At 56.0% G+C, this 24,729-nt stretch carries 17 protein-coding genes and 1 riboswitch; of the genes, 7 read left to right on the top strand and 10 right to left on the bottom strand.

Annotation, left to right across the window (positions count from 1 at the left end; genetic code table 11):
* Positions 1-53 precede the first annotated feature (53 nt).
* A complete protein-coding gene (locus Mag101_RS11020) occupies positions 54-1,544 on the bottom strand; it encodes a CoA-acylating methylmalonate-semialdehyde dehydrogenase (RefSeq protein ID WP_077404753.1) in 1,491 nt (496 codons plus the stop codon).
* Between the two features lie 191 nt (positions 1,545-1,735).
* On the opposite strand from Mag101_RS11020, the gene Mag101_RS11015 reads away from it, so the two are divergent.
* A complete protein-coding gene (locus Mag101_RS11015; protein WP_077404750.1) occupies positions 1,736-2,662 on the top strand; it encodes an AraC family transcriptional regulator in 927 nt (308 codons plus the stop codon).
* Between the two features lie 84 nt (positions 2,663-2,746).
* On the opposite strand, the gene tdh is transcribed toward Mag101_RS11015, so the two are convergent.
* The 5 genes from tdh to Mag101_RS10990 all read right to left on the bottom strand — a co-directional run bounded on the left by tdh (position 2,747) and on the right by Mag101_RS10990 (position 8,842).
* Positions 2,747-3,772: an L-threonine 3-dehydrogenase gene (gene tdh / locus Mag101_RS11010; protein ID WP_077404747.1), complete on the bottom strand. Its 1,026-nt coding sequence runs from the start codon at positions 3,770-3,772 to the stop codon at positions 2,747-2,749.
* 22 nt (positions 3,773-3,794) lie between these two features.
* On the bottom strand, positions 3,795-4,994 hold the full coding sequence (locus Mag101_RS11005) for a glycine C-acetyltransferase (RefSeq protein WP_077404744.1): 1,200 nt from the start codon (positions 4,992-4,994) through the stop codon (positions 3,795-3,797).
* A 211-nt stretch (positions 4,995-5,205) separates the two neighbouring features.
* The gene (locus Mag101_RS11000; RefSeq protein ID WP_077404741.1) at positions 5,206-5,421 is read right to left on the bottom strand and encodes a hypothetical protein; all 216 of its coding nucleotides are present in this window, start codon (positions 5,419-5,421) and stop codon (positions 5,206-5,208) included.
* An 83-nt stretch (positions 5,422-5,504) separates the two neighbouring features.
* Positions 5,505-5,636, bottom strand: a riboswitch (SAM-I-IV-variant riboswitch).
* Positions 5,637-5,702: 66 nt separating this feature from the next.
* Complete coding sequence (locus Mag101_RS10995; RefSeq protein ID WP_077404738.1) at positions 5,703-7,136, bottom strand: aldehyde dehydrogenase family protein; 1,434 nt, start codon at positions 7,134-7,136, stop codon at positions 5,703-5,705.
* A 50-nt stretch (positions 7,137-7,186) separates the two neighbouring features.
* On the bottom strand, positions 7,187-8,842 hold the full coding sequence (locus Mag101_RS10990; protein WP_077404735.1) for a 5-guanidino-2-oxopentanoate decarboxylase: 1,656 nt from the start codon (positions 8,840-8,842) through the stop codon (positions 7,187-7,189).
* A 414-nt stretch (positions 8,843-9,256) separates the two neighbouring features.
* Between Mag101_RS10990 and pdxH the strand changes: the two genes are divergently transcribed.
* The 3 genes from pdxH (at position 9,257) to Mag101_RS10975 (ending at position 13,720) form a co-directional block, all read left to right on the top strand.
* Positions 9,257-9,895: a pyridoxamine 5'-phosphate oxidase gene (pdxH, locus tag Mag101_RS10985; RefSeq protein ID WP_077408257.1), complete on the top strand. Its 639-nt coding sequence runs from the start codon at positions 9,257-9,259 to the stop codon at positions 9,893-9,895.
* Between the two features lie 489 nt (positions 9,896-10,384).
* Entirely contained in the window at positions 10,385-12,679 is a 2,295-nt protein-coding gene (locus Mag101_RS10980) for a TonB-dependent receptor (protein ID WP_077404733.1), read from the top strand.
* A gap of 63 nt (positions 12,680-12,742) precedes the next feature.
* Positions 12,743-13,720, top strand: a complete 978-nt coding sequence (locus Mag101_RS10975) for an NAD(P)H-quinone oxidoreductase (RefSeq protein ID WP_077404731.1) — start codon at positions 12,743-12,745, stop codon at positions 13,718-13,720.
* On the opposite strand, the gene Mag101_RS10970 is transcribed toward Mag101_RS10975, so the two are convergent.
* Together Mag101_RS10970 and xseA are read right to left on the bottom strand one after the other, a co-directional pair.
* Positions 13,635-15,935, bottom strand: a complete 2,301-nt coding sequence (locus tag Mag101_RS10970; RefSeq protein ID WP_077404729.1) for a transglycosylase SLT domain-containing protein — start codon at positions 15,933-15,935, stop codon at positions 13,635-13,637. The genes Mag101_RS10975 and Mag101_RS10970 overlap by 86 nt on opposite strands.
* Before the next feature lie 112 nt (positions 15,936-16,047).
* The gene (gene xseA / locus Mag101_RS10965; protein WP_077408255.1) at positions 16,048-17,424 is read right to left on the bottom strand and encodes an exodeoxyribonuclease VII large subunit; all 1,377 of its coding nucleotides are present in this window, start codon (positions 17,422-17,424) and stop codon (positions 16,048-16,050) included.
* A gap of 160 nt (positions 17,425-17,584) precedes the next feature.
* Here xseA and guaB point away from each other — a divergent pair, with 160 nt between their 5' ends.
* Positions 17,585-19,069 (top strand): IMP dehydrogenase, encoded by a 1,485-nt coding sequence (guaB, locus tag Mag101_RS10960; protein WP_077404726.1) that lies wholly within the window; start codon positions 17,585-17,587, stop codon positions 19,067-19,069.
* A gap of 109 nt (positions 19,070-19,178) precedes the next feature.
* Positions 19,179-20,756: a glutamine-hydrolyzing GMP synthase gene (gene guaA, locus Mag101_RS10955; RefSeq protein ID WP_077404723.1), complete on the top strand. Its 1,578-nt coding sequence runs from the start codon at positions 19,179-19,181 to the stop codon at positions 20,754-20,756.
* 76 nt (positions 20,757-20,832) lie between these two features.
* Here guaA and Mag101_RS10950 read toward each other — a convergent pair whose 3' ends face one another.
* Together Mag101_RS10950 and Mag101_RS10945 are read right to left on the bottom strand one after the other, a co-directional pair.
* Positions 20,833-21,945, bottom strand: a complete 1,113-nt coding sequence (locus Mag101_RS10950; RefSeq protein ID WP_157520315.1) for a hypothetical protein — start codon at positions 21,943-21,945, stop codon at positions 20,833-20,835.
* The gene (locus Mag101_RS10945; protein WP_077404717.1) at positions 21,938-23,461 is read right to left on the bottom strand and encodes an adenylate/guanylate cyclase domain-containing protein; all 1,524 of its coding nucleotides are present in this window, start codon (positions 23,459-23,461) and stop codon (positions 21,938-21,940) included. The genes Mag101_RS10950 and Mag101_RS10945 overlap by 8 nt, the downstream gene beginning before the upstream one ends.
* Positions 23,462-23,875: 414 nt before the next feature.
* Between Mag101_RS10945 and Mag101_RS10940 the strand changes: the two genes are divergently transcribed.
* On the top strand, positions 23,876-24,694 hold the full coding sequence (locus Mag101_RS10940; RefSeq protein ID WP_157520312.1) for a hypothetical protein: 819 nt from the start codon (positions 23,876-23,878) through the stop codon (positions 24,692-24,694).
* Positions 24,695-24,729: the final 35 nt, after the last annotated feature.

The raw sequence follows: 24,729 nt of genomic DNA, 5'->3' as shown, positions 1-24,729 counted from the left end.
ACGGCGTTAAGCGCGCGGGAGTCCCTGCGCGCGACGCTAGACGAAAGGTTGGTTTACTTGAGTGCGATACTCATATTTGGTGCAGAGACTCGAGTCTCCTTCCATGCGGTGGTTACCGTCTTGGTCTCGCTGTAGAAGCGCACCGCTTGTTTGCCATAGGCATGCAGATCGCCCATAAACGATTTTTTCCAGCCGGTGAATGAGAAGAAGGGCAGGGGTACTGGAATTGGAATATTTACACCCACCTGACCCACTTCTACCTCATGCTGGTAGCGACGCGCGTTTACCCCGGAGGTAGTAAAGATGGAGGTGCCATTACCATAGGGGCTGTTGTTCACAATCCGTAATGCGTCATCGAGATCATCGGCATTGATACAGCAAACCACGGGGCCGAAAATTTCTTCCCGGTAAATATCCATGTCTGTGGTGACGTCGGTAAACAGGGTCGGACCAACCCAGTTACCGTCGGGATAGCCCTCGACTTTGATATCGCGACCATCGATGACACAGGTTGCTCCCTGGTCGATCCCGGATTGAATCAGTCCCTTTACTCGCTGTGTCGCAGTCTTGCTGACAAGGGGGCCAAAGGCCGCTTCGGGGTCATTCCACACGCCTGGACGTATGCGCTTCAGGCGATCTGCCAGCTCCCCAGCCCATTCGATCGTATCGCCGACAAACACAATCACACTGATGGCCATGCATCTCTGCCCGGCGGCACCAACGGTGGAGCCGACAAGGGTATTCATAACGGTTTCTTTATCGGCATCCGGCATAACCACCATATGGTTTTTCGCACCGGCGAAACATTGGGATCGCTTCAGGAGGTTGGTGGTGGAGCGGTACACATGTTCGGCAACCGGAACGGAACCTACGAATGAGGAGGCCACGATATCTGGGTGATTGATCAACTGGTCGACCTGTTCCTTGCCGCCGTGAATCATCTGTACGATACCTGCAGGCGCGCCGGCTTGCTGGAACAGTTCCAGAAGGCGCACGGTGGCCAGGGGGACCTGCTCTGAGGGCTTCAGGATCATTGCGTTGCCGCAGGCCACCGCCATCGGGAACATCCACAGGGGAATCATTGCCGGAAAGTTAAATGGGGTGATACCCAGGGTGACGCCCAGTGGCTGTACCAGGCTATAGGTATCCACACCTGAGGCGACATTCTCGACAGTTTCGCCCATCAGTAGCGTTGGAATATTGCATGCATGCTCCACGACCTCGATGCCGCGCCACACATCACCCATGGCATCTTCGAGGTTCTTGCCGTTGTCTTCAGCGAGAATCTCTGCAATTTCGCGTTGATGTGCCTTGAGTAGGTGCTGATACTCGAGCATTAGGCGCGCGCGCTTTGGCACGGGCGTGTTGCGCCACTCCTGAAAAGCGGCTTTGGCTCCGGCAACGGCCTGATCGATTTCCTCGGGGGTGGAAAAGGGGACATGGGCCAGTACCGCTTGTGTGGCCGGGTTTATCACATCTTGCTTGTCTGAGGATTGACTCTCAATGAACTCGCCATTGATCAGCATCGGTACTTGTGTGGTCATGGTTGCTGCCCTAGTTGCGTCGGTAGTGTGTTCTCCCATCCGTCAGCTTTGCGCTCTAGGCATTACGGTTTACTGCTGTTCTTTCAATTGTGCCTGTGATTGAGCGGGAAGCCTTGGGAAGGACGATTGCGCTTAATCAGTAAACTTTACTGTGATCAGTCCTCGCTACCATTGACGAAATTGCGGCATGCATGGACGATATTGCTGAAATTGCGCCGGCGGGTTTAGAATGGATACCTATGAGCGAACCATCTTCCTGGCCCCTACCCAGTAGCGGACTGCGCTATCTCGCCCCCAAATTTATTCTCGATCACTTGAGCGAGAACCCGCTCACGCGTGAGTGCTACCCCACGGCATTGGGTTACTATCCTTCGGCGAAGGGACATTCAATGCGTCGCGCCAGCCACGATGATTATCTGTTGTTGTATTGTGATAGTGGCGCGGGTCACCTGAGTGCAGGTGCATTCGATGGGGGGATTGGCCGCGGTGATGTGCTGATATTGCCACCGGGGTTGGCGCATCAATATAGCGCTGACGGGGATGCCCCCTGGACTATTTACTGGTGCCATTTCCGTGGTGCTTTAGCCGATGTTTTCTTTCAACACGTTGGCCTGAATAGTGAAACTTCGGTGCTGAAAGGTATTGCTGACCCGGCATTGCAATCCAGTTTTAAATCACTACTTAGTATTGCGCGCACCGGCTATGGCAAAACCGCTTTTGTTCACGCAGCAAATCAGTTACGCCAGATTCTTACACTGCTGGCTCGCTTGCGAAAGAGGCGGGAACGCGTTCAGAAAAATTTCGATTATGAGGTCGTGCATACCTATATGCTCGACAATATTGATTTGCCGCTCACTCTGGAAACGCTGGCTTCAGTGTGCAACCTGTCCAAATACCATTTTGCGAGAAAATATAAAGAGCTGACCGGCTACGCGCCACTTCAGCATTTCACTCATCTGAAGGTCGAGCATGCCTGTTTTCTGTTGGATAGCTCAGAGCTGAGCATTGGTGAGATTTCGTTTCAGCTGGGCTTTGAGGACCCGCTGTATTTCTCGCGGACCTTCAAAAAAGTGACGGGCCTTTCACCAACAACGTACCGGCAGTCGGCTCATCGTTAGTATCTTAATTAGGGTAATTGCGATGGGTTTAGCATGGGTGGGTAATACGGGAGAGGATACCTCTCCCGTAAAACACGCGTGCGACTATGACCAGTTGAGAATGACTTTACCGGACTCCCCGGAGCCCATGGTGTCAAAGCCCTGCTGGAACTGATCCACGGAAAACTGGTGGGTAATGATGGGTGACAGGTCGAGTCCCGATTGAATCAGGCTCGCCATCTTGTACCAGGTCTCGAACATCTCCCGGCCATAAATACCTTTTAACACCAGGCCTTTAAAAATCACCTGGCTCCAGTCGATGGCCATTTCGCCCGGGGGAATACCCAGCATCGCAATCTTGCCGCCGTGGTTCATTGCCGACAGCATATCGCGGAAGGCAACGGCGACGCCGGACATTTCCAGGCCCACGTCGAATCCTTCGGTCATACCGATGTCTTTTATCACATCCGGCAGGTTTTCCTTGCTGACGTTGACGGTGCGGGTTGCGCCCATCTTTGCCGCCAGCTCCAGGCGATAATCGTTGATATCGGTCACCACCACGTGACGGGCACCCACGTGGCGGGCCACCGCCGCGGCCATGATGCCGATCGGGCCGGCGCCGGTGATCAGTACGTCTTCGCCCACCAGATCAAATGACAGTGCGGTATGTACCGCGTTGCCAAATGGGTCGAAGATCGATGCCAGTTCATCGGAAATATTGTCGGGAATCTTGAACGCATTCAGCGCAGGGATTACCAAGTATTCGGCAAACGCGCCCTGACGGTCCACGCCAACACCGTAGGTGTTGCGGCACAGGTGGCGTCGGCCGGCGCGACAGTTGCGGCAGTGGCCACAGGTAATGTGGCCTTCGCCGGAAACGCGGTCGCCCACGTTAAAGCCGGCGACTTCCTGCCCCATACCGACTACTTCACCCACATATTCGTGGCCCACTACCATGGGTACCGGAATGGTTTTTTGCGACCATTCGTCCCAGTTGTAGATGTGCATGTCGGTGCCGCAAATTGCGGTCTTGCGGATTTTAATCAGCAGGTCGTTGTGCCCCGGTTCCGGCACGTCGACATCGGTCATCCAGATGCCGGGTTCGGACTTGAGCTTGGATAGTGCTTTCATAATTCGACTCAAAACTCCCAGCTCAAATAATTTCCAGCTCTTTGCCGACTTCGATAAAGGCATCGATGCAGCGGTCCAGTTGCTCGCGGGTGTGCGCGGCAGACATCTGGGTGCGGATACGTGCCTGGCCTTTGGGGACTACCGGGTAGAAGAAGCCCACCACATAGATGCCTTTCTCCAGCATCTTGTCGGCCATTTTCTGGGCCAGTGCGGCGTCGCCAATCATTACTGGAATGATCGCGTGGTCGGCGCCGGCGAGGGTGAAGCCGGCTTCGCTCATGCGCTTGCGGAAGTACTCGGAGTTCGCCTGCACCTTTTCCCGCAGCTCGCCACCTTCCACCAGCATGTCCAGCACCTTGAGGGATGCGGTGACGATGGCGGGGGCAACGGAGTTGGAGAACAGGTAAGGGCGTGAGCGCTGGCGCAGCAGGTCAATGATCTCTTTGCGGCCAGAAGTGAAACCACCGGACGCACCGCCCAGTGCCTTGCCGAGCGTACCGGTAATGATGTCGACGCGTTCGACAACATCGCAGTATTCATGGGTGCCACGGCCGTGCTGGCCGAGGAAGCCGACGGCGTGGGAGTCGTCCACCATCACCAGGGCATTGTATTTGTCGGCCAGGTCGCAGATGCCTTTCAGGTCGGCGATTACACCGTCCATGGAGAAGACGCCATCGGTGGCGATCAGCTTGGTTTTGGCGCCAGCAGCGTCGGCCGCTTTCAGCTGCTCTTCCAGATCGTTCAGATCGTTATTGGCGTAGCGGAAGCGCTTGGCCTTGCATAGGCGCACACCGTCGATAATGGAGGCGTGGTTCAGGGCGTCGGAGATGATGGCATCGTCCGGGCCGAGTATTGTTTCAAACAAACCGCCATTGGCATCGAAGCAGGAGGTGTAGAGGATGGTGTCTTCGGTCTGCAGGAATTCAGACAGGCGGGACTCCAGCGCTTTGTGGATGTCCTGGGTGCCGCAGATAAAGCGCACGGAGGCCATGCCGAAGCCGTACTGGTCGAGCCCTTCTTTGGCTGCCTGGATCAACTGCGGGTCATTGGCCAGCCCCAAATAGTTGTTGGCGCAGAAGTTCAGTACCTGGGAGTCATTGTTTACCTGAATCTCGGCGCTTTGCTGAGAGGTGATGATGCGCTCGCGCTTGTAGAGACCGTCGGCCTCAATCTGCTTCAGTTCGTCGCGCAGGTGCTGGAAAAATTGCTCGGGCTTGGACATGACGTTGTTATTGGCTCCTGTTGTGCTTTTGGCAGTAGGGCTATTTTTCGGGGAGGTCTTCCCAATTAACGGCCGCAGCGTCACGCACGTGGACATCTCGCATGTGACTCGCGAGTGAATAGCCGCGGTAAATCGGCGCGCGTGAATAGCCGTAAGTGTAGGCCGGGGAGTCATTGATGACGATTCTCCCCAGCGCTGTATTCAGTCGTGTTTATACCGCCAGTTCACAGGCCTTGTGGGCCGTGACGGGCGTTTCGCTGGCGCGGCAATGGGTAGCGAAGGCCAGCGCCTCTTCCGTTGTGTCGAACAGCAATTGCCACAGCAGTTGTCGATCACTGCGTTTGACCGCCCGGACTGCAGTGCGGCAGCGCTGGGAGGCAATCTGGATTTCGATAACGTCGGTACTGGTAAGCTTGAATTCGGACATGTTCCCTCCAAAAGTTCTGGAGGGCTGACGGCGGAAGCGGCGATTCGTCAGTAAAGAAATCGCATCCCGGTTGGATTGCAGTGCTGAAACCTAAATGTTCCAGCGACAGCCCCATCCCCTACACAGCCCTGCACAAGTGCATTGCTGCGAAGAGAAACCACCTTGCCCCGGTAGGCAGGTTGGCGTTGGCGTCAGCCACTCTCTTGATGTTCGGGGGCAAAGATAGCGACGTGATTGCGACTCGTCAACCACGTCGCCACTGTCTGGGCGCCTGCAGATTTTTATGCGGGCAGCTGCACGGATTTCAGTTCAATAAACTCGTCCAGGCCGGCATTGCCAAATTCGCGGCCATTGCCGGAACGCTTCACACCGCCAAATGGCGCGTCGTAGTTGAACTCGCCGCCGTTGACGAAGCACAGGCCGGCTTCGAGGCGTCGCACCACCGGCATTGCCGCTTCCGCGTCCTTGGCCCATACGCCGCTGGAGAGCCCGTATTCGGAATCGTTGGCGATGGCGATGGCTTCATCCATGTCCTTGTACGGGATCATGCAGGTCACCGGGCCGAAGATCTCTTCGCGGGCGATTGCCATGTCGTTGTTCACATCGGCAAAGACGGTGGGCTTCACGTAAAAGCCTTGCGCCAGACCTTCCGGTGCTTCGCTGCCTCCGGTCACCAGGCGGGCGCCTTCGGCGATGCCCTTGTCGATATAGCCGCGCACAATCTCTCGCTGGCGGGAAGAGGACAGCGGGCCCATAAAGGCATTTTCGCCGGTGCCGATCGCGACTTCTTCCGCGACCTGCTTGGCAATGGCAACCGCTTCTTCATAGCGTTCCGCGGGGACCAGCATGCGGGTCAATGCGGTACAGGTCTGCCCGGTGTTGATGAATACATCCTCACAGCCCCAGCGCACCGCGGCCTCCAGGTCGGCGTCGGGAGTGATGATGAACGGCGATTTGCCGCCCAATTCCTGAGTAACACGCTTCACGGTCGGCGCGGCACTTTTCGCCACTTCGATACCGGCACGGGTGGAGCCGGTAAACGAGACCATGTCGATATCCACGTGGCTGGACAAGGCCGCGCCCACGATGGGGCCAGCACCGGGCACCAGGTTGAATACACCGGCCGGCACGCCCGCGGCGTCGATGATTTCTGCCATCACGTAATCCTGCAGCGGCGTCATCTCTGATGGCTTCTGGATCATGGCGCAGCCGGCGGCCAGCGCGGGGGCTACCTTGCCCACGAACTGATGCAGGGGGTAGTTCCACGGGGTGATAAACCCGCATACACCCACGGGATCTTTCATTACCACTGAGTGCGCGGCTTTTTCGGTTTCCTCCATCAACGCGGCGCGATCCGCGTAATAGCGCATGGAGTAAATGGGACCATCCACGTGCAGCCATTCGGCGATATGCGCCGGGCAACCCAGTGCCTCGGAAACCGCGGCAACCAGATCCTGCTTGCGTGCTTCCATGCCGTCGGCAATGGCATGCATCAGTGCCTGGCGTTTGGCCGCGCGGCTGTGGCGCCATTCTTTAAACGCAGCTTTGGCTGCCGCTACGGCGTCGTCCACATCTTCCATGGAGCCCTGGATGACTTCGCACAGGGTCTCTTCGGTGGCCGGGTTGATCACCGGGTGCAGGCTGCCACCCTCTGAATCGCGCCACTCGCCATTGATGTAGAGTTTTTGAGTCGGTAATGCTTTCAGATCTGTCATGTTGTGTTCGCAGTCCTAGTAAATCCCTGAATTTTTCTGCGTGCCCGCCGTCAGGACGGTGCAGTAATCTCGATCAGCGTCGGTCCCTTGCGCGCAAAGGCATCGGCTACCGCTTCGCTCAGTTGTTCCGGGCTATCGATGCGACAGCCTTCCGCGCCAAAGGAACGTGCGAGGCCGACAAAGTCCGGCGCGTGCAGGTTGACGCCTTCCTGTTCAACCGCAGCCTCATCCATAAAATCGCGGATTTCGCCGTAGCCACTGTTGTTCCATACCAGTATCGGCAGTGACAGCTTCTGCTCAACGGCGGCGGCCAGTTCTCCCAGAGTAAACATGATGCCACCGTCACCAATCAAGCCGATCACCGGACGCGGGCTGGCCAGCGCAGCGCCGATTGCGGCGGGCAGGGCAAAGCCCAGGGTGCCGTAGCCAGTGGTGCAGGTGATGTGGCTGCGTGGCTGGAACAGGCGCAGAGCGTGGTTGGTGTTATACGCGAGCTGGGTGGAGTCGGTAACAAAAATACCGTTTTCCGGCAGTGCATCACGCAGCGCCTGCACCCAGGGGTAGCGGCCTTCGGATCCCGGCCACCATTCGTTGCGGCAGCCGCGCAGCAGTTCTTCTACCTCCGTAGCGGTTTGCTGTTGCGCTTTTGTGTTGTCCTTTGTCGGCAAAGCGTCCAGCAATTGTTCCAGGGTTGCTTTCGCGTCGGCGCAGATGGCCAGGTCTGGGTTGGCGTTGCATACCAGCTGGGCCGGGTCCAGATCCACGCGAATCACTTTACCGTTGAAGGCATAGTTATCCCGTACCAGGTTGCGGTCGGTCTCCGCCAGTTCCGTCGCAACTGCCAGTACCACATCCGCATTTTCGATACGCTCGCGCACATTGGAGAAGCTCAGGTTGGCGCCACCACATAGCGGGTGGCGTTCATCCACGATGCCTTTGGCGGCGAGGGACTGGAATACCGGTGCTGCCAATTTCTCTGTCAGCGCGGTGGCCTCTTTACCCGCTTCCTGGGCACCACCGCCAAGCAGGATAACCGGGTTTTTCGCAGCGCCAAGCCATTTGGCTGCTGTTGCTACAGTATCGGCGGCGGCTGCAGGTAATGCCGTCGGCGCTACCGCGCGATAGTCCGCGAGAGGACGCTGCATGGGGGCAGGGAACAGGTCGATGGGGATCTCGATATGCACCGGGCCTGGGCGCGGGGCGTGCATGACCTGAAACGCGCGCGCCAGGGTCTCTGGTAACTGCTCCGCGCTCGTCACCGCGTGCTGCCAGACACAGAAGCCGCGGGTTACGTCTTGTTGGCGCGGCAACTCGTGCAGGCGGCCGCGGCCGGTACCGAGGTCCTCGCGGCGGTTTACCGCACTGATCACGAGCATCGGGATAGAGTCGGAAAACGCCTGTGCCATGGCTGTGGCGGCGTTGGTTACCCCGGGGCCCGTGATCAGAAAACATACACCGGGCTTGCCGCTCGCACGTGCATAGCCGTCGGCCATAAATGCGGCACCTTGTTCATGACGCGGCGTGATATGGATCAGGCCACTGCCCGGGAGACCTCGGTATAGTTCGATGGTGTGCACACCGGGGATTCCAAATACTGTGTCTACGTCATATTGGCGAAGCAGGTACATCAGTACCTGGGCACAACTGGGCAAGGGCTGCTGAGCAGTTGATGGCGAAGAAGTAGTTTGTGAAGCAGCGGAAGACATTCTTTTTTCCTGTTCTTCTTTACTTGTATTGCAGGTGCTTTGATAGCGTGTGTTAGTCGTGATTAAACAGTTTTTAACTGGGCAACCGGTCCCCGGAATCGCTATCGAATGCAGCGAGCCTAGTCTCGCGCCGAGCGGTCCGCAAGCGTCCGCAGAGTCTGCTTCCCAGTGGCAAAAAACGCAGGAAAATTGAGAAAGGGCACCTTTGGCGGCAGGATATTTGTAAAAAGCGGCTCCGGTGGTCACCCGTGGCGAAGTAATGCCGGTATGTGCTCCTCTGATAGCTTGAGAATAGGCTGGGCGTAGTGTGAGTGGGGATGGCTTTACAAACAGCGTACACTTGCCAGAGTTTTTTGTACCAAGTGATCCAGAGAGAACTTGATCCAGTAAATAGTTGTAAAGGACATGACAGCGATGGAAATCGATCAGTGGCGTAGAGAATATTTGCAGGGTGGCCTTGAGCGGGGCGATCTGGCAGACGGCCCGATCAGCCAGTTTCGCAATTGGCTTGAAGAGGCGGTGAAGGCGGATATCTCCGACCCCAGTGCCATGTGCCTGAGTACCGCTGATGCCAGTGGGCAGCCTTCCCAGCGGATTGTGTTGTTGAAAGGGTTCGACGAGTCCGGTTTTGTTTTCTATACCAATCTGAAAAGTCAGAAGGCGTGGGATATTACTGCCAATCCGAAGGTTTCGCTGCTGTTCCCCTGGCATTTTCTAGAGCGCCAGGTAATCGTACGCGGGGAAGCCCGGCAGTTGGCGGATGCAGAGGCGGATGCCTACTTTGCCAGCCGTCCGCGCGACAGTCAGATTGCTGCATGGGCCTCACACCAAAGTGATGCGATCGTCTCGCGCGAGGTGCTGGAGGAACAGTTCGCCGCATGTGAGAAAAAGTTCGACGGCGCTGAAGTGCCGCGGCCGGAGTTCTGGGGTGGTTACCGAATCGTGCCCCACGCTGTGGAATTCTGGCAAGGGCGGGCATCTCGCCTGCACGATCGTCTCATTTACCGCGCGTTGGGTGGTGGTGAGTGGCAGGTGGAGCGGCTAAGTCCCTGAATGCACAAGGCCCATTGATCTGCATCGGGTGCATGTTTTCGCCGATTCTGCCAAAGGGATGCGCTTTGTGAAGTCGACTGTGCATTCGCATAGGTAATTTTTACTATTGATGCCGGCGATGGGCGAACTTTGGGAAACGTTACCCAGAGACTCATATTTTTTTAGGTTGCTACCTGAACAGCACATTGGAGAAATAACGAAACAGTTTTTCGTCCTGTCAATCGCGTGACGAGCTGGTCATTTTGTTGGGCTGATTGCCGTTACTTTGTATTTGCCAATTTTGCGATAGATAGAATGAATTTCTCGATATGTTAGGGGTTTTGCAATAGCCCAACCTCTTGTAGTCTTTTGTTTGTCCGCGCTTGTTTTTCAGGTGTGACCATTTTGAGCACGGTTGCTGACCTCTGCTAGCGGTGGTTTCTGGAGAGGTCGCTGTGGTTCTGTTGCTGCAAATTACATAAAAATAACTCAGTGCAATGGAGAGAAAACATGGGAAGTCAAACTGACGGTATCGCGTCCAATTCCTTTCGTCTGAACACTGCTAGTGGCAAGAGCAAGAACCTGGTGCTGGCTTCGGCCTGCTCGCTGGCTGCTCTGTCATTAGCTTGTGGTGTGGGTAGCGTGCATGCTGCCGCAGCGGAAGGTTCTGTCAGTACGTTAATGGAAGAAGTCCAGGTTACTGCACGTAAGCGTGCGGAGGCTGAAATGCTGCAGGAAGTGCCCGTAGCCGCTACAGCCTATTCTGGCGATCAGCTGGACGCTCTGCAGACTCGTGATCTGCAAAGCCTCGCTTTCAAAATGCCGAATGTTCAGCTGGACGATATCGGTACCGTTAAGAACACCGCAAACTTCACCGTGCGCGGCCTCGGTGTGAACAGTTCCATCCCCTCCATTGACCCTACTGTCGGCGTGTTTGTCGATGGTATGTACATGGGTATCAACGCCGGGGTTGTGACGGACATGTTTGACCTCGAGGGCATTGAGGTCCTGCGCGGGCCCCAGGGCCTGCTGTTTGGTCGCAACGTGACCGGTGGTGCAGTAGTAATCAAGACTGCGCGCCCAACAGAAGAGTTCTCCAGCAAGTTCAAAGTCTCCACCACCGACAACCTCGATACGGTAGTGGCTGCCAATGTAAACGGTGCGATTTCCGACACCGTCAACGGCCGTGTCACCGTTTATTACAACGATGATCAGGGCTGGTTTGAGAACGTCTTTACCGGCAACGATAACGCCGGTGCCTCTCAGAGTTGGTTTATCCGTCCGAGTTTCAGCGTTGACCTGAGTGAATCCTCGGAGCTGCTGGTGCGCATGGAGCACGGCAAAATGGATTCCGACGGTGTAGTAGCACAAAACCTGGGTGCCGATGCACCGCTCTTGCCCGGACTGTTTGGCATCGATGTGTCGGACTGGGATAACAGCGATGATTCGTTTGAGATTGCCCAGAACGAAGAGGGTTTCCAAAACGACGAGTGGTCGCAGGTGATTGCCGAATACAATCACGATGTGGCGTTCGGCAGCGGTACCATTACCAATATTCTTGCCTGGCGTGAATACAGCGCAATTGGCCTCGGCGATATCGACTCCCTGCCGATTACCGCCTTCCACGCCAACACCAGCGTCGACCAAAGCCAGCTCTCCAATGAACTGCGCTACGCCGGCCGCTTTGGCTCCACTGCTATTACCACCGGTCTTTACTGGTTTAGCCAGGATCTGGAGTATTTTGAAAATCGTCTGTTGCCGTTGAACGGTTTGGATATTACCGGCGGTGGCCTGCAGGATCATGAGGCCATGGGTATCTTCGCTCAGGCGGATATTGACCTCAACGAAGACTGGATTCTGACATTGGGTGGCCGCTACTCAATGGAAGAAAAGGATGCTCAGGTAGCAACCATCAATCCAGTTGTGGCCGCGACTACCATGTGTCAGCTCGGCGGCTGTGCGGTATACGATTTCAACGACAGTGAAGAGTGGAATGCCTTCACCCCGAAGGTCGGCCTGCAGTGGAACCTGGCGGACAATGCCCAGCTCTATAGCTACTGGACCAAAGGCTTCCGCAGTGGTGGTTACAATATGCGTAACACTGGCCTGCTGTATCAGCCGGGCCCAACTGATCAGGAAGAGCAGACCAGCTTCGAAATCGGTGGTAAAGCCGACTGGTTTGATGGGCGTGTACGCACCAACTTTGCACTGTTCCACAACACCATCGACGATATGCAGCGTGAGGAAAACCTGGCCGACCCGGTTTTTTCTGTTGTTCAGTACATTCGCAACACAGCTGACGCAACCATTCAGGGTGCTGAGTTTGAGGCCATGGCTGCGGCCACCGACAACCTGCTGTTCACCATGAACGTTGGTTATGTGGATGGCGAGTATGATTCCGTGCGCGGTGATATCAGCGGCGACGGCGTGGTAGACGCCATCGATCTGGGATTGGATATCCCGCGCCTCGCACCTTGGACTTACGGTGTGGGTGTTGTACACGACTTGCAGTTGGGTAACCTCGGTGTGCTCACCTCACGCATAAACTTCAACCATCGTGATGCATCCCCGTATACTGACAATAACCTCGGTATGTTGTCAGAAGCGGATATGCTGGATCTGAGCTTCGGCTTTGTGCCGGACTCCGGCAGCTATCGCGTATCGATGTTTGGCAAAAACATCTTGGATGAGGTCACCGAGGGCAACAATACACAGTTGCCTGCCACCCTCGGTGGAGTGGGTGCCAGCTTTACGCCGCTCAATAAGGGCCGTGTGATTGGGGTGGAGCTGACCTACGAGCTGTAATCAGCCTGAAGTCAAAAGCCCGGCATTGCCGGGCTTTTTTTATTTGAAATGTAAGGAAAGTGCATGCGTTTTATTGATCTGACGGAACATGGCGGCCCCGAGAAGATGGTGCTCGCGCAGGGGGATGCGCCTGCGGCGGGGGAGGGCGAGGTATTGATCCGCGTCGCAGCCGCTGGTGTTAACCGCCCGGATATCGTGCAGCGCGCAGGATTCTATCCACCTCCGCCAGGTGCTTCGCCCGTACTCGGGTTGGAAGTGGCGGGGGAAGTCATTTCCGTTGGCGCGGGTGTGCAGCGCTGGAAAGTCGGTGACCAAGTATGCGCACTCACCAATGGTGGAGGTTATGCGGAATACGCAGTAGCACCAGAAGGGCAGTGCCTGCCGATACCCAATGGAGTGAGTGATACAGAGGCTGCGGCATTGCCGGAAACCTTCTTTACCGTATGGAGCAACCTGATACATCGTGCCAATTTGCGAGAAGGCGAAATTTTGCTGGTGCATGGCGGATCGTCGGGCATTGGAACAACCGCCATTCAAATTGCGGTAAACCTGGGCGTACGAGTGATTGCCACCGCGGGTAGCGCGGAAAAGTGTACTGCCTGTGAGCAGCTTGGGGCGGAGCTCGCAATTAATTACCGAGAGCAGGATTTCGTGGAAGCGGTAATAGTGGCAACTGACGGTAAAGGTGCAGACGTCATTCTCGATATGGTTGGTGGCGACTATGTGGATCGCAATATCCAGTGTGCCGCGCGCGACGGCCGCATCGTGAATATCGCATTCCTGCAGGGCGCGAAAGTTGAGGTCAATATGCTGCCGGTGATGCTGAAGCGCCTGACCCTTACCGGTTCCACGCTGCGGCCCCAGCCACCAGAAGTGAAGGCCGCGATCGCGAGTGATTTAAGTGAGCAGATCTGGCCGTTGGTTGAGGCGGGTAAAATTCGCCCGCTGATCGCCGCTAGTTTCCCACTGGCTGATGTGGCGGAAGCGCATCGGTTGATGGAGTCGAGCAGCCATATTGGCAAAATTGTACTGACTGTTTGAAGAGACTGACGAACCAATGATGGGGCGTTTTCATTGGCGGGTGCCAGCTTACGTCACCGCTGGTGATTTGTGTATACGATTGGTACAGGTGACTGATCTTGCGTACATAGGCTACCGGTTCATCCCCATGAACAAAGCCGTACCGCGCCTTTTCGAAATAACGCGGCTCTGACAATTTACGTATGGCGACTTCCACATTGTCGAACCACTTGTCGGAGTCTAGTCCCAGTTTGGTCGCCAGTCGGCGCGCGTCGCGGACGTGACCGAAGCCGGCGTTGTAAGAGGCCAGCGTAAACCAGAGTCTTTCAGTCGCCGGTAGGTTTTCTTCAAAGCGGTCGCGTACCCAGTTGAGATATTTTACTCCGGCGTCGATACCTCTCTCAGGCTCGAAAACCGGTGGCGGAAATCCCATGTCGCGGGCGGTTCCGGGCATGACCTGCATGAGTCCCTGGGCGCCGGTGGACGATACCGCTTTGGGGTTGAAACTGCTCTCGGCCCACATCTGCGCGACGATCATGCGCCAGTCAAAGTCATGGGTTTGCGCGGCATCTTTTACCAATTCGTCAAACGGTGAAAGCGGTTCGCCAGGTTTGATTTTTGCAGTAGCTTTTTTAAATAAAGCATCGTTCGGCTGGAAGTAGCGCTTAAAAATAGCGTCGGCTTCGGGGTCGTTCTTGTATTTTTTTACGAACCTATTCAGTCTCCTGAGTAGGCTGCGGTTTCCCCTGATGACCATCCAGCCCTGCGGTAGCGGTTCTTCCACTTGAATACCCACGCGTAAATTGGGGTTGTAGGCGGCCCGTATCTCAACTCGATGGGTATCCTCCAGCGTCGCATCGTATTTGCCCTCGGCGACACCGTTAATGATCTGCGCCTGGGAAACTTCTTCCGGGGCCTCTTCGACTTTGACATCAATGCCGCGTTCCCTCAGTTGCTTGGCTGTGTCAATGTAAATGGAGTGTGCCCTGACTGTCAGGGTGCGGCCGTTAAGATCTGCCAGGGTTTCGATAGGGCTATCGTTTTCGCTACTGATAACGCGAATGCCTGATTCAAAGTGTGTATTGGTAAAGTCGACACCTTCGGCTTTGCGCTTGGTTGTAATCGTGGTTGACGCACCGGCAAAGTCGGCCAGTCCTTCTGCCACCCACTTGGTAAGAGGTTCATGAGTGGGTACTACGATGACATTCAACTGCAGGTGGTGTTCGTCGGCGAAGAGTTTGGCGAGTTCGTAGTCGAACCCCATCAGCGCACCGCGCCAGATGAAGTAGCTGGTCGCTTTGTTATAGGTCGCGAATCGAATGACACCGGATTTTTTGATCGCACGCCAGTTGGGAGCGCGGTCTGCGGTATCCTGGATCAGTTGCCGAGTGAGGAACGTATTGAGGCGGTTTAGCAGGTCCGGCGATGCTTCGCGTACCGCCCAGCTTACGTTGATTTCGTCCCCAACTTTCTGGCCGATCTTGAGATCACTTCGATAACTGGCTACTTCATTCGCAAGGGCCAGGCTGCCGATAGTAACCGCGTTTGGGTAGCTGGCCATCTGATCGAGAAAGTGGTCGGTGTCGTCGCCCGGTGTCGGGTCAATTTGGATTCGGGCAAATGCCTCGGGGTAGTCCTTCTGCAGCTGCTTGCCAAACTGTAAGTGTGCGGTGCCTTCCCACAGGTAGATGGTGGAGCCTTTTAGTTTGTTGATGTTCGAGACATCTGGGCCATCTGTGGTGGAGAGTAAAGCGCGATAGGTTTGCGTCAGGGGAACGCTCAGGGTAACCGCATCACCTTGAGCGAGGCTCAAGGTGATGTAGTCGGCGACGATATCAGCCTCTCCGGCCTCGATCATATCGATTGCGGCCTGTGGGCTGCGCGCGATGATCCACGTGGGCTTCACACCCAATCGCTTGGCAAACTCGTTTGCGAGAAATCGCGTGCGCTGGTTGATAATACTGTCGCGTGGCAGCATTTCAGGATAGCCGCCGGTTACATTCGCAAAACGGATATAGCCGCGTTTGCGAATCGCATCGAGATCTCCCGTTTCTGTGTAAGCGCTCGTGGTAGCGACGATTTCCTGGCTCTCGAGCTCTGGCGCTGCGTCTTTGGGTTCTGGAGATTTGCGCGTCTTTTCGCAACCCGCAACAAACAGTATCAGCGCGGCGATGAGGGTAAGAAGCGCATTCCTCGATGGGCTCGGTCGACAAGAAAGGCTAAGGCAAACAGGCACAGGCGACGGCCTCTCAGGGAGTAGGCTGACAATAGTAAGGTGCGGAATGGAAGTGCGGAAATTAGGGGCACGAACGGCCGCTCGTGATACTTCACGTGCGGGGTGAGGGGCCTCACTCCCGCGCTGGGTGAATCGTGTCTACCGTGGCTTCGAACTCGCCACTCGCGAGAATGACCGAAACCTGCTCACCCGGGGTGACTTGCTGGACGCTCTTGATGACCTCACCGTCAGCATTGCGGCTGATGGCGTAACCGCGTTGAAGCACTGAGAGCGGGCTGACATTGTTCAGCATTGCCGCAGCGTGCTGTAGGCGGTCATGTCGACGCGTAATCAGTTCTTTGCAGCTGCGTTGAAGATTTTGGGTTGCGGTCGCGATCCGCTGGCGCTCGGCTGAGATCTGCTGTTCGGGGTGAACTCGCGCAAAGCCGCGCAAGCTGGAAGAAAGCATTTGTTGGCGACGTTCTACCTGATTATCCATTGCTGCTTTCAGGCGCAACTCCAGGTGGTCCAGTTGCTGAGCGCGGTTATGTAGCTGCTCGCGCGGATGGCGCAGTCGGTTGCGGGTAATCTGAAGGCGTTGGCCCACATGGCGGAGTTGTTGCTGCATGGCGCGTTTCAGCCGACGGCTGATGGCCGCGGTCGTGTCCAGCAAAGTAGCGGCGTTGGCGCTGGCAACTTCCGCGGCGGCGGAAGGGGTTGGTGCACGTACATCGGCTACCAGGTCCGCGATGGTGTTGTCGGTCTCATGACCGACTGCTGAGATAGTCGGTATTGGGCAAGCGGCTAGCGCGCGAGCGACGACTTCTTCATTGAATGCCCACAGGTCTTCCAATGAGCCGCCACCGCGACCCACGATGAGCAGGTCGTGTCGCTGCAGGCGCCCGGCGAGCGCGATCGCGTTGGCAATCTGCTGGGCTGCACCCTGGCCTTGGACCGCTACCGGGATTAGCTCGACTGTCGCTGCGGGGTAGCGGCGACCGAGTACCTGGATCATATCCCGCACGGCGGCACCGGTAGGCGAGGTGATGATTCCGATGGTGGCAGGCAGGAAGGGCAGGGGCTTTTTCCGAGTAAGCTCGAACAGCCCCTCTGCCTGTAACTTGGCCTTCAGTTCTTCCAGTCGGCGCATCAGTGCGCCGAAGCCTGCTTCTTCCAGATGCTCAATGATTAGCTGAAATTCGCCGCGCCCTTCATACAGACTCACTCGCGCGCGGGCCAAAACTTCGCGTCCGTTGCCGGGCTGGAAACGCACGTTGCGGTTGCGCCCACGGAACATGGCGCAGCGCACCTGGGCGCGTGCGTCTTTCAGCGTGAAATACCAGTGGCCCGAGCTCGGCGCGGCAAAATTAGAAATTTCACCACCTACCCATAGCAGCGGGACACTGCCTTCTAGCAGCTGCTTCACTTCCCGGTTCAGTTCGCTGACGGTCATGACCGGACGGCCGTCTGTGGGGAGCGGGTTGGGTGCGCCGGGCGGATTGTTGAGCATTTCGGTCTCTGTTGGGGGCATCAGGGCGGCCAATATTGCAGGGATGTGCCGCCAGGTAAAGGGATTTGCCATTCCTGCGTAAATAGTCTTTTGTTTCCGCGAAGGTTGCGGCTATAATCGCGCCGATACCCATTCCCGCTCCTTTGAGGTTTGAGTGTCCATGTCTGAATCTCTGCGTATAGCACGCGAAGCCCTCACTTTTGACGACGTCCTACTTGTGCCCGGATATTCCGAGGTTACGGCGAAAGACGTTTCCCTGAAGACAAAACTGTCTCGTAACATCACCCTGAATATTCCGCTGGTGTCCGCCGCTATGGATACCGTGACCGAGTCGCGTCTGGCCATTGCTTTGGCCCAGGAAGGCGGTATCGGCATTATTCACAAGAGCATGTCTATTGAAGAACAGGCTCTGGCGGTACGCGCGGTGAAAAAATTTGAAGCCGGTGTAGTAAAGGATCCGATCACCATCGAATCCGACGCCACTCTACGTGAACTGATAGCGCTCACCAGCCACCACAACATTTCCGGTGTTCCGGTTATGGAGAAGGGTGACTTGGTAGGTATCGTGACTAGCCGCGATGTGCGCTTCCAGACTAATCTGGAATTGCCCGTCGCTCAGGTCATGACACCGAAAGAGCGTCTGGTGACCTGCGACGAAGGCGCATCACCGGAAGAAGTACGCGAACTGCTACACAAACACCGCATCGAAAAGGTGCTGGTGGTAAATAGCAATTTCCAGCTGCGCGGCCTGATTACTGTTACCGACTACAACAAGGCGGAGCAGTACCCGAACTCCTGTAAAGATGCCGACGGCCGCCTGCGTGTAGGCGCCTCTGTAGGCACTAGCCCGGATACCGATGACCGTGTTGCGGCGCTGGTGGAAGCCGGTGTTGACGTGTTGGTAGTAGATACTGCCCACGGCCACAGCAAAAACGTGATCGATCGCGTACGTCGCATCAAGGAAATGCATCCGCAAGTCGACGTAATCGGCGGCAACATTGCCACCGGTGCAGCGGCGAAGGCTCTGGTAGAAGCAGGCGCTGATGCGGTGAAAGTGGGCATTGGCCCCGGTTCCATCTGTACCACTCGTATCGTGACCGGTATCGGTGTTCCTCAGGTGACCGCGATTGCCGAAGTAGCGGCCGCACTTGCCGATAGCGGTGTGCCGCTGATCGCCGACGGCGGTATTCGTTTCTCTGGCGATATTTCCAAGGCGATTGCTGCCGGTGCTTATTCGGTCATGATGGGTTCCATGTTCGCCGGTACCGAAGAGGCACCGGGCGAAGTTGAGCTGTATCAAGGCCGTACCTACAAGTCATACCGTGGTATGGGTTCCCTCGGCGCGATGTCGCGTACCCAGGGCTCTTCCGACCGCTATTTCCAGGACGCCAGCAAGGGCGCGGAAAAGCTGGTACCGGAAGGCATTGAAGGTCGCGTGCCTTACAAAGGCCCGATTTCTGCGATCGTGCACCAGATGATGGGTGGCCTGCGCTCCGCAATGGGCTATACCGGCAGTCTGGATATGGAAATTATGCGCACCCAGCCTGAGTTTGTGCGGGTAACTGCTGCGGGCATGGGCGAATCCCATGTACACGATGTGCAGATTACCAAGGAAGCGCCGAACTACCCGGTAGGCGGACGTTAAGTCCTGTACGCAAATTTTGTGTCCTGAAAAATAGAAGTGCACTTTAAGTGAACCGCAAACGGACCTCTCAAGGTCCGTTTGCCGTTTATATAACCGTTACGAGTAAGTCATGAGCCAAGACATCCATTCCAGCCGAATTCTGATCCTCGACTTTGGATCTCAGTACACCCAGCTGATCGCCCGTCGTGTGCGTGAGCTGGGCGTTTTCTCCGAGATTCGCGCGTTCGACATGACCGACGAAGAGATTCGCGAGTACAACCCCAAGGGCGTTATTCTCGCCGGTGGCCCCGAGTCGGTACCGGAAGAGGGCTCACCGCGTGCGCCGCAGGCGGTGTATGAGCTGGGTGTGCCGGTACTGGGAATTTGCTACGGCATGCAAACCATGGCACACCAGTTGGGTGGCGCTGTGGAAGGCAGTGAAGTGCGTGAATTTGGTTACGCGCAGGTAAAAGTGGAAGGTGAGTCTGCGCTGCTGCACGACATAAAAGATCACCTGGACGATGCCGGCAGCGCGCTGCTGGACGTGTGGATGAGCCACGGTGACAAAGTGGTAAAAATGCCGGAGGGCTTTGAGCTGATGGCATCGACCCCATCCTGCCCGATTGCTGGCATGTACAACGCGGAGAAAAAATTTTTCGGTGTGCAGTTCCACCCGGAAGTTACCCACACTCTGCAGGGTACCCGCATCTACGAACATTTCGTAATCGGCCTGTGTGGCTGTGAAAAGCTGTGGACGCCGGAAAATATTATCGAGGACTCCATCGCCAAGGTGCGTGAGCAGGTAGGCGATTCAAAAGTGCTGTTGGGCCTGTCTGGCGGCGTCGACAGTTCGGTTGTTGCGGCTCTGCTGCATAAAGCCATCGGTGATCAGCTGACCTGTGTATTCGTGGATAACGGCCTGCTGCGTAAAAACGAAGGCGACCAGGTTATGCAGATGTTCGCCGACAATATGGGCGTACGTGTGATTCGCAGCGATGCGGAAGAAGCATTTTTGTCCCGCCTTGCCGGTGTGGATGAGCCGGAAGCCAAGCGCAAGATTATCGGCAATACCTTTATCGAAATCTTCGACAAGGAAGCCACCAAGCTCAAGGATGTGAAGTTCCTTGCTCAGGGCACCATTTACCCGGACGTGATCGAATCTGCCGCCGCCAAAACCGGGAAGGCGCACGTGATCAAGTCGCACCACAATGTGGGCGGTTTGCCGGAAGATATGGCGTTTGAGCTGGTTGAGCCACTGCGCGAGCTGTTCAAAGATGAAGTGCGCAAGATCGGCCTGGAACTGGGTCTGCCGTATGACATGGTCTACCGTCATCCGTTCCCGGGGCCGGGACTGGGTGTGCGTATCCTGGGTGAAGTAAAAAAAGAGTACGCGGATATCCTGCGTGAAGCCGACGCGATCTTCATTGAAGAGCTGCACAACGCCGATTGGTACCACAAAACCAGCCAGGCGTTTGTGGTGTTCCTGCCGGTGAAATCTGTGGGTGTGGTTGGTGATGGCCGTCGCTACGAGTACGTGGTTGCACTGCGTGCGGTAGAAACCGTGGACTTTATGACCGCGCGTTGGGCGCACCTGCCTTACGAGCTTATCGAGAAAGTCTCCAACCGTATCATCAACGAGATCGAGCATATCTCGCGCGTGGCCTACGACGTATCCAGCAAGCCGCCTGCCACCATTGAGTGGGAATAAGGCTTGAACGATTAATCTGGGGCCTTCGGGTCCCGGGTTAGTGTTGGCTCGGTAGGTTAGGGAAGATCAGGGCCGATTAGGGTTTGGCACCGTTGGGGGTGGTCAGCGCTCTCAGATTTTCCAGCACTCTTTCCGCGCGGCTGATGTTGCCGCGCAACTCCATGTTTTCTGGCGCGAAGTTGTGCGCCTCTCGCCATACGGCCAGTGCCTGTTCGATGTCCCCCTGACTGTACAGCTCGTTGCCCCGCTGTAGAGCGGACTCCAGCCGTGCGTTCAACATGAAATCAAAGCGTGCCTGTAGAGCTTCAAGTTGCGGGTGATCAGGAGCCTGTTGTTCCAGCTCTGTGAGCTGTTGGCGTGCGCTGGGGAGGTCGCCGTTAGCCAGTGTCCGCTCTAACTCATCTGTAGGGATGGGCTGCACTTTTGTGGGGGGCGACGGTTTGCGTGCTACTACTTTTGTACGCCGAGGGTTTCGCTTACGCAGTTGGCGGTTGGCTTCGGCGAGGTTTTGTTCCAGCCGTTCTTGGCTTTCATCATCTTGTGCAAGATCGTCGCTGTACAAGGCTTTGGCTACTTTCAGGCCGCTCTGGGCCAAACCGTAATCTTTTCTCAGTAACGCCAGTTCTGCGTACTTTTGCAGTTCCTCGGCAGAGGCGCGTCGCTTGCGGTTGAAATTCTTTAGCTCCACCCAGGTCAATACATCGCGCCCTTGCAGTTGTTGCAAGCGTTTGTATGCATCAATGTCTTTTAACAGTTGCTCACCCTGGTGGATCGCGATTTCCATGCGGACACGTTCTCCTCGCAGTTTGCGGCGCTCTTGAAATTCACCATAGGCGGCCGTGAGCACCGGACTGTTGGGTAAGACACTGATAGCACCTTCGAACTGCTGAGCTGCGCGATACCATTCATTTTTTTTCTCGAGCCGGCTTGCAGATTCCAATACCTCTCGTTCAAAACGCTGCAGCGCGCGGCGCAATTGTCGCTCTTGAGTCTGTTGAGACGGTGAAGGGGAGTTGAGGCTTTGCAGCTGTTCGAGCTCGGCCGATTGCTGGCGAACGAGCTGTGCGGTTTCCGCAGGAAAACTTTCGAGTGTTGGTTGAGAGGTCGGTACCAGGCTGCAGGCAGGGAGTAGTGCCGCTATCGAGAGGCGAAGGAATAACCGCTTGAGTGTTATTCGCGGGTTAAGCATGGGCGACGTTTTTTTCATCCTGCTGTGTGTTACAGCTGTTGCGCAATGTATTTAAATGACTGCGCAGCTGCGATTTCCCTTCTTTAGATAGATCATCCACGGTGTAGATTTGCACCGGTGTCGATTTGCCGCGGATCTTAATACACTGGCCCGCTTGAGCCACAATCCGGGGTTGCAGGCTATCGTGCAGTTGCTCGCGAATAATGACCTGATCGGGCTCGGCCTCACTGCACAGGCGAGAGGCCAGATTCACCGCATCACCGACAACGGTGTATTCCATCCGATCATCAGAACCCAGATTACCGGCCAGCATAGTGCCGGAATTGATGCCGATACGGAAGTGCACCCCTGGCTTGCCATCTGCAGCACGTTGCTCATTTAACTCTGCCGCCAATTGCTGAATCAGTACACCACAGCTCACCGCGTTAAATGCGTGGTCTGAATCATCTTCGCCAACGCCGAACACCAGCATGGCGCAGTCGCCGATAAATTTATCGACCACACCGCCGTGTAACGCACAGGCGTGGGAAATATGAGAGAAGTATTCGTTAAGTAGACTAGAGACCTGGCTCGGTTCCAGCTTTTCCGACATCGCGGTGAAGCCGCTGATGTCGGCAAACAGTACGGTTGCCTCGATGGGGCGGTCCACCAAGCGGACTTCGTCCAGGTTGGCCAGTACCTTGTCGGCGACACTTTTTGATACGTAGCGGGAAAATACCTGCTCCACCTGGGATTTCTTCAGCAATCCCGCGGCCATGTTGTTGAAGCCCTCGAACAGGTAGCCGAGTTCATCATTGCGGCGCTGATCAATGCGCGTGGCAAGGTCGCCACGGCCGATCGCCTCTGTGGCCTTCATTAAATGGTGAATCGGCAGGGAGAGTCTGCGGCTGAGCCAGTAGGAGAAAAGGGAGGCCAGCAGAGTCATCGCCAGTGTGGCGTAAATAACGGCGTTGCGGGCCTCGGTCGCAGCCTGGTCCATCAGCGAGGCAGACAGGGTAATAACTACCGAGCCGGCCCGAACGCCCTGATAGGTGGCGGGCGCGATAAAGCTGATTAGCCGCTCGCTGTTGCCATTTTCATCCGCGCCAAACCACGGGTGGGCGATCACGGTGCTGGATTCAAATAGTGTTTTGCCCAGGTCCGGCAGGCGTCCGGTACCAGAGAGCGGTTGGCCGTCGTGGGAATAAATGGCGGCGCCCAGAATCTTTTCTTCTTGCCCCAGGTTACTGGTGAGCATCTGCAGGTTGAGTCCATTCTCGGAGAGAATGGGTTCGCTGGCCTGCTTGGCGAGTTGTAGCGCCATGGCGTTGCCAAATTCGTCCAGCTGGGTGCGGATCAGTTGATTTTGATTGTCGCTAATGACCAGGCCCAGGCCGGTCATTCCCACCACCAGAAGAAGCGTCATGACCAGTGCCAGCTTGAGCGCGATGGGGACATGGCGCGGCAACAGCCGAGCCAGGCGCACCTGCAGACCGCGGACGAGTATTCGCAAGTTGTCTTTGGTCTTGGTGATCAACGGACGCGCTCTAGTTAATACTTGTTGGTCGTGTGACTCTGGGAGCCGGGACACAGACTATACCAGCTCTTTGCTGTTAGCTCCCCGCTCCTTTGCGGTGTACAGCCGGTCTCCATCTGAGAATCTAGCCCAATTCGGCCCAGTAGAGGCTCGGATCGGCGCTGGTGAAGATGAAAAAGCCGGCTCGGACTGATAGTATCTCGTCGCTATTCACGCTGTTGGGCGCCCGATATGGCACCAGTTTGATCCGATGCGCCGTTTTCTGGCGGCAATGTTAGAAGAGTGTTCCAAACAGCGCCTCGGATGTAGGTTGAACTCCGAGTCTTTACTTCGGACTACTTTATTCCGTTTTTGATAATGAGTATCATTTGCGCACAGTCTGTAATAAAGAAACGCAAAAGAGAGTGGGAATTCATGCAAGCTAAATCTTTTTTCCGCCAGCCTCGCAATTTCGGCATGGTTTTGGGTCTTGTGGCACTGCTAGGTGCCGGCCAGGTTTCCGCGAACGGGGAAATCGGCGATCACGTGAATGATCTGAAGTCGCACCTCGGGCAGTACTCCGAAGAAGTGAACTGGCTGGTCGGTAAGTTTGGCGCTGTCGTCGACACTTACGAAGAGAAAGGACAAAAGGGCACCAATACCAATGCGATGCTCGAGTACTGGGAAGAGGTTGATTTCCACTCCGCCATCGAAACCAGCTATGTACCGGTATATGCCAATATCTGGCAGGGTATTTTCGGTGTAAAACAGGCAATTGATGCCGGCGCACCGATTGCCAAAGTGCGTGAAGAGCAAAGCAAGCTGAATCAGGCCCTTTGGCAGGCGCTGGGCGCAGTTAAGTTGGCTTCCCAGTATCAGGAAAAAGGACTGGTAGCCAAGGTCCAAACCACTGAAGCCGAGCCCAGCACGGTGCCTGAGACCCTGGACGACATTAAACACCGCCTGGATCGCGTGGTCGCCAAATACGCAGAGAAACTGCCGGAAGCCGCCACCAGTATCGTTCACGACACTTACCTGCATCGCTTTGAAGGTGTTGAAGGTGTTCTGATCGAACAGGATGCGGATCTGGTGGAAGACCTGGAAAAAGACTTCAACGTAACCTTGCCGCAGGCCATTGATGGTAAGTCCAGTGTTGATGATGTGCGCAAGGTGGTTGAATCCATGCAAGCGAAACTGGATCGTGCGAAGGACCTGGTGGCTGCCGCAGAGAAAAAACGCAAGGACGTTTTTTAAGGTCTTCATAGAAGCCACTATTAGAATAGAAGCGA

The sequence above is a fragment of the Microbulbifer agarilyticus genome, from assembly GCF_001999945.1.
GTDB classification, from domain to species: domain Bacteria; phylum Pseudomonadota; class Gammaproteobacteria; order Pseudomonadales; family Cellvibrionaceae; genus Microbulbifer; species Microbulbifer agarilyticus_A.
The sequence above is the reverse complement of the archived record's forward strand: the minus strand, read 5'-3'. Positions and strand labels throughout refer to the sequence as shown.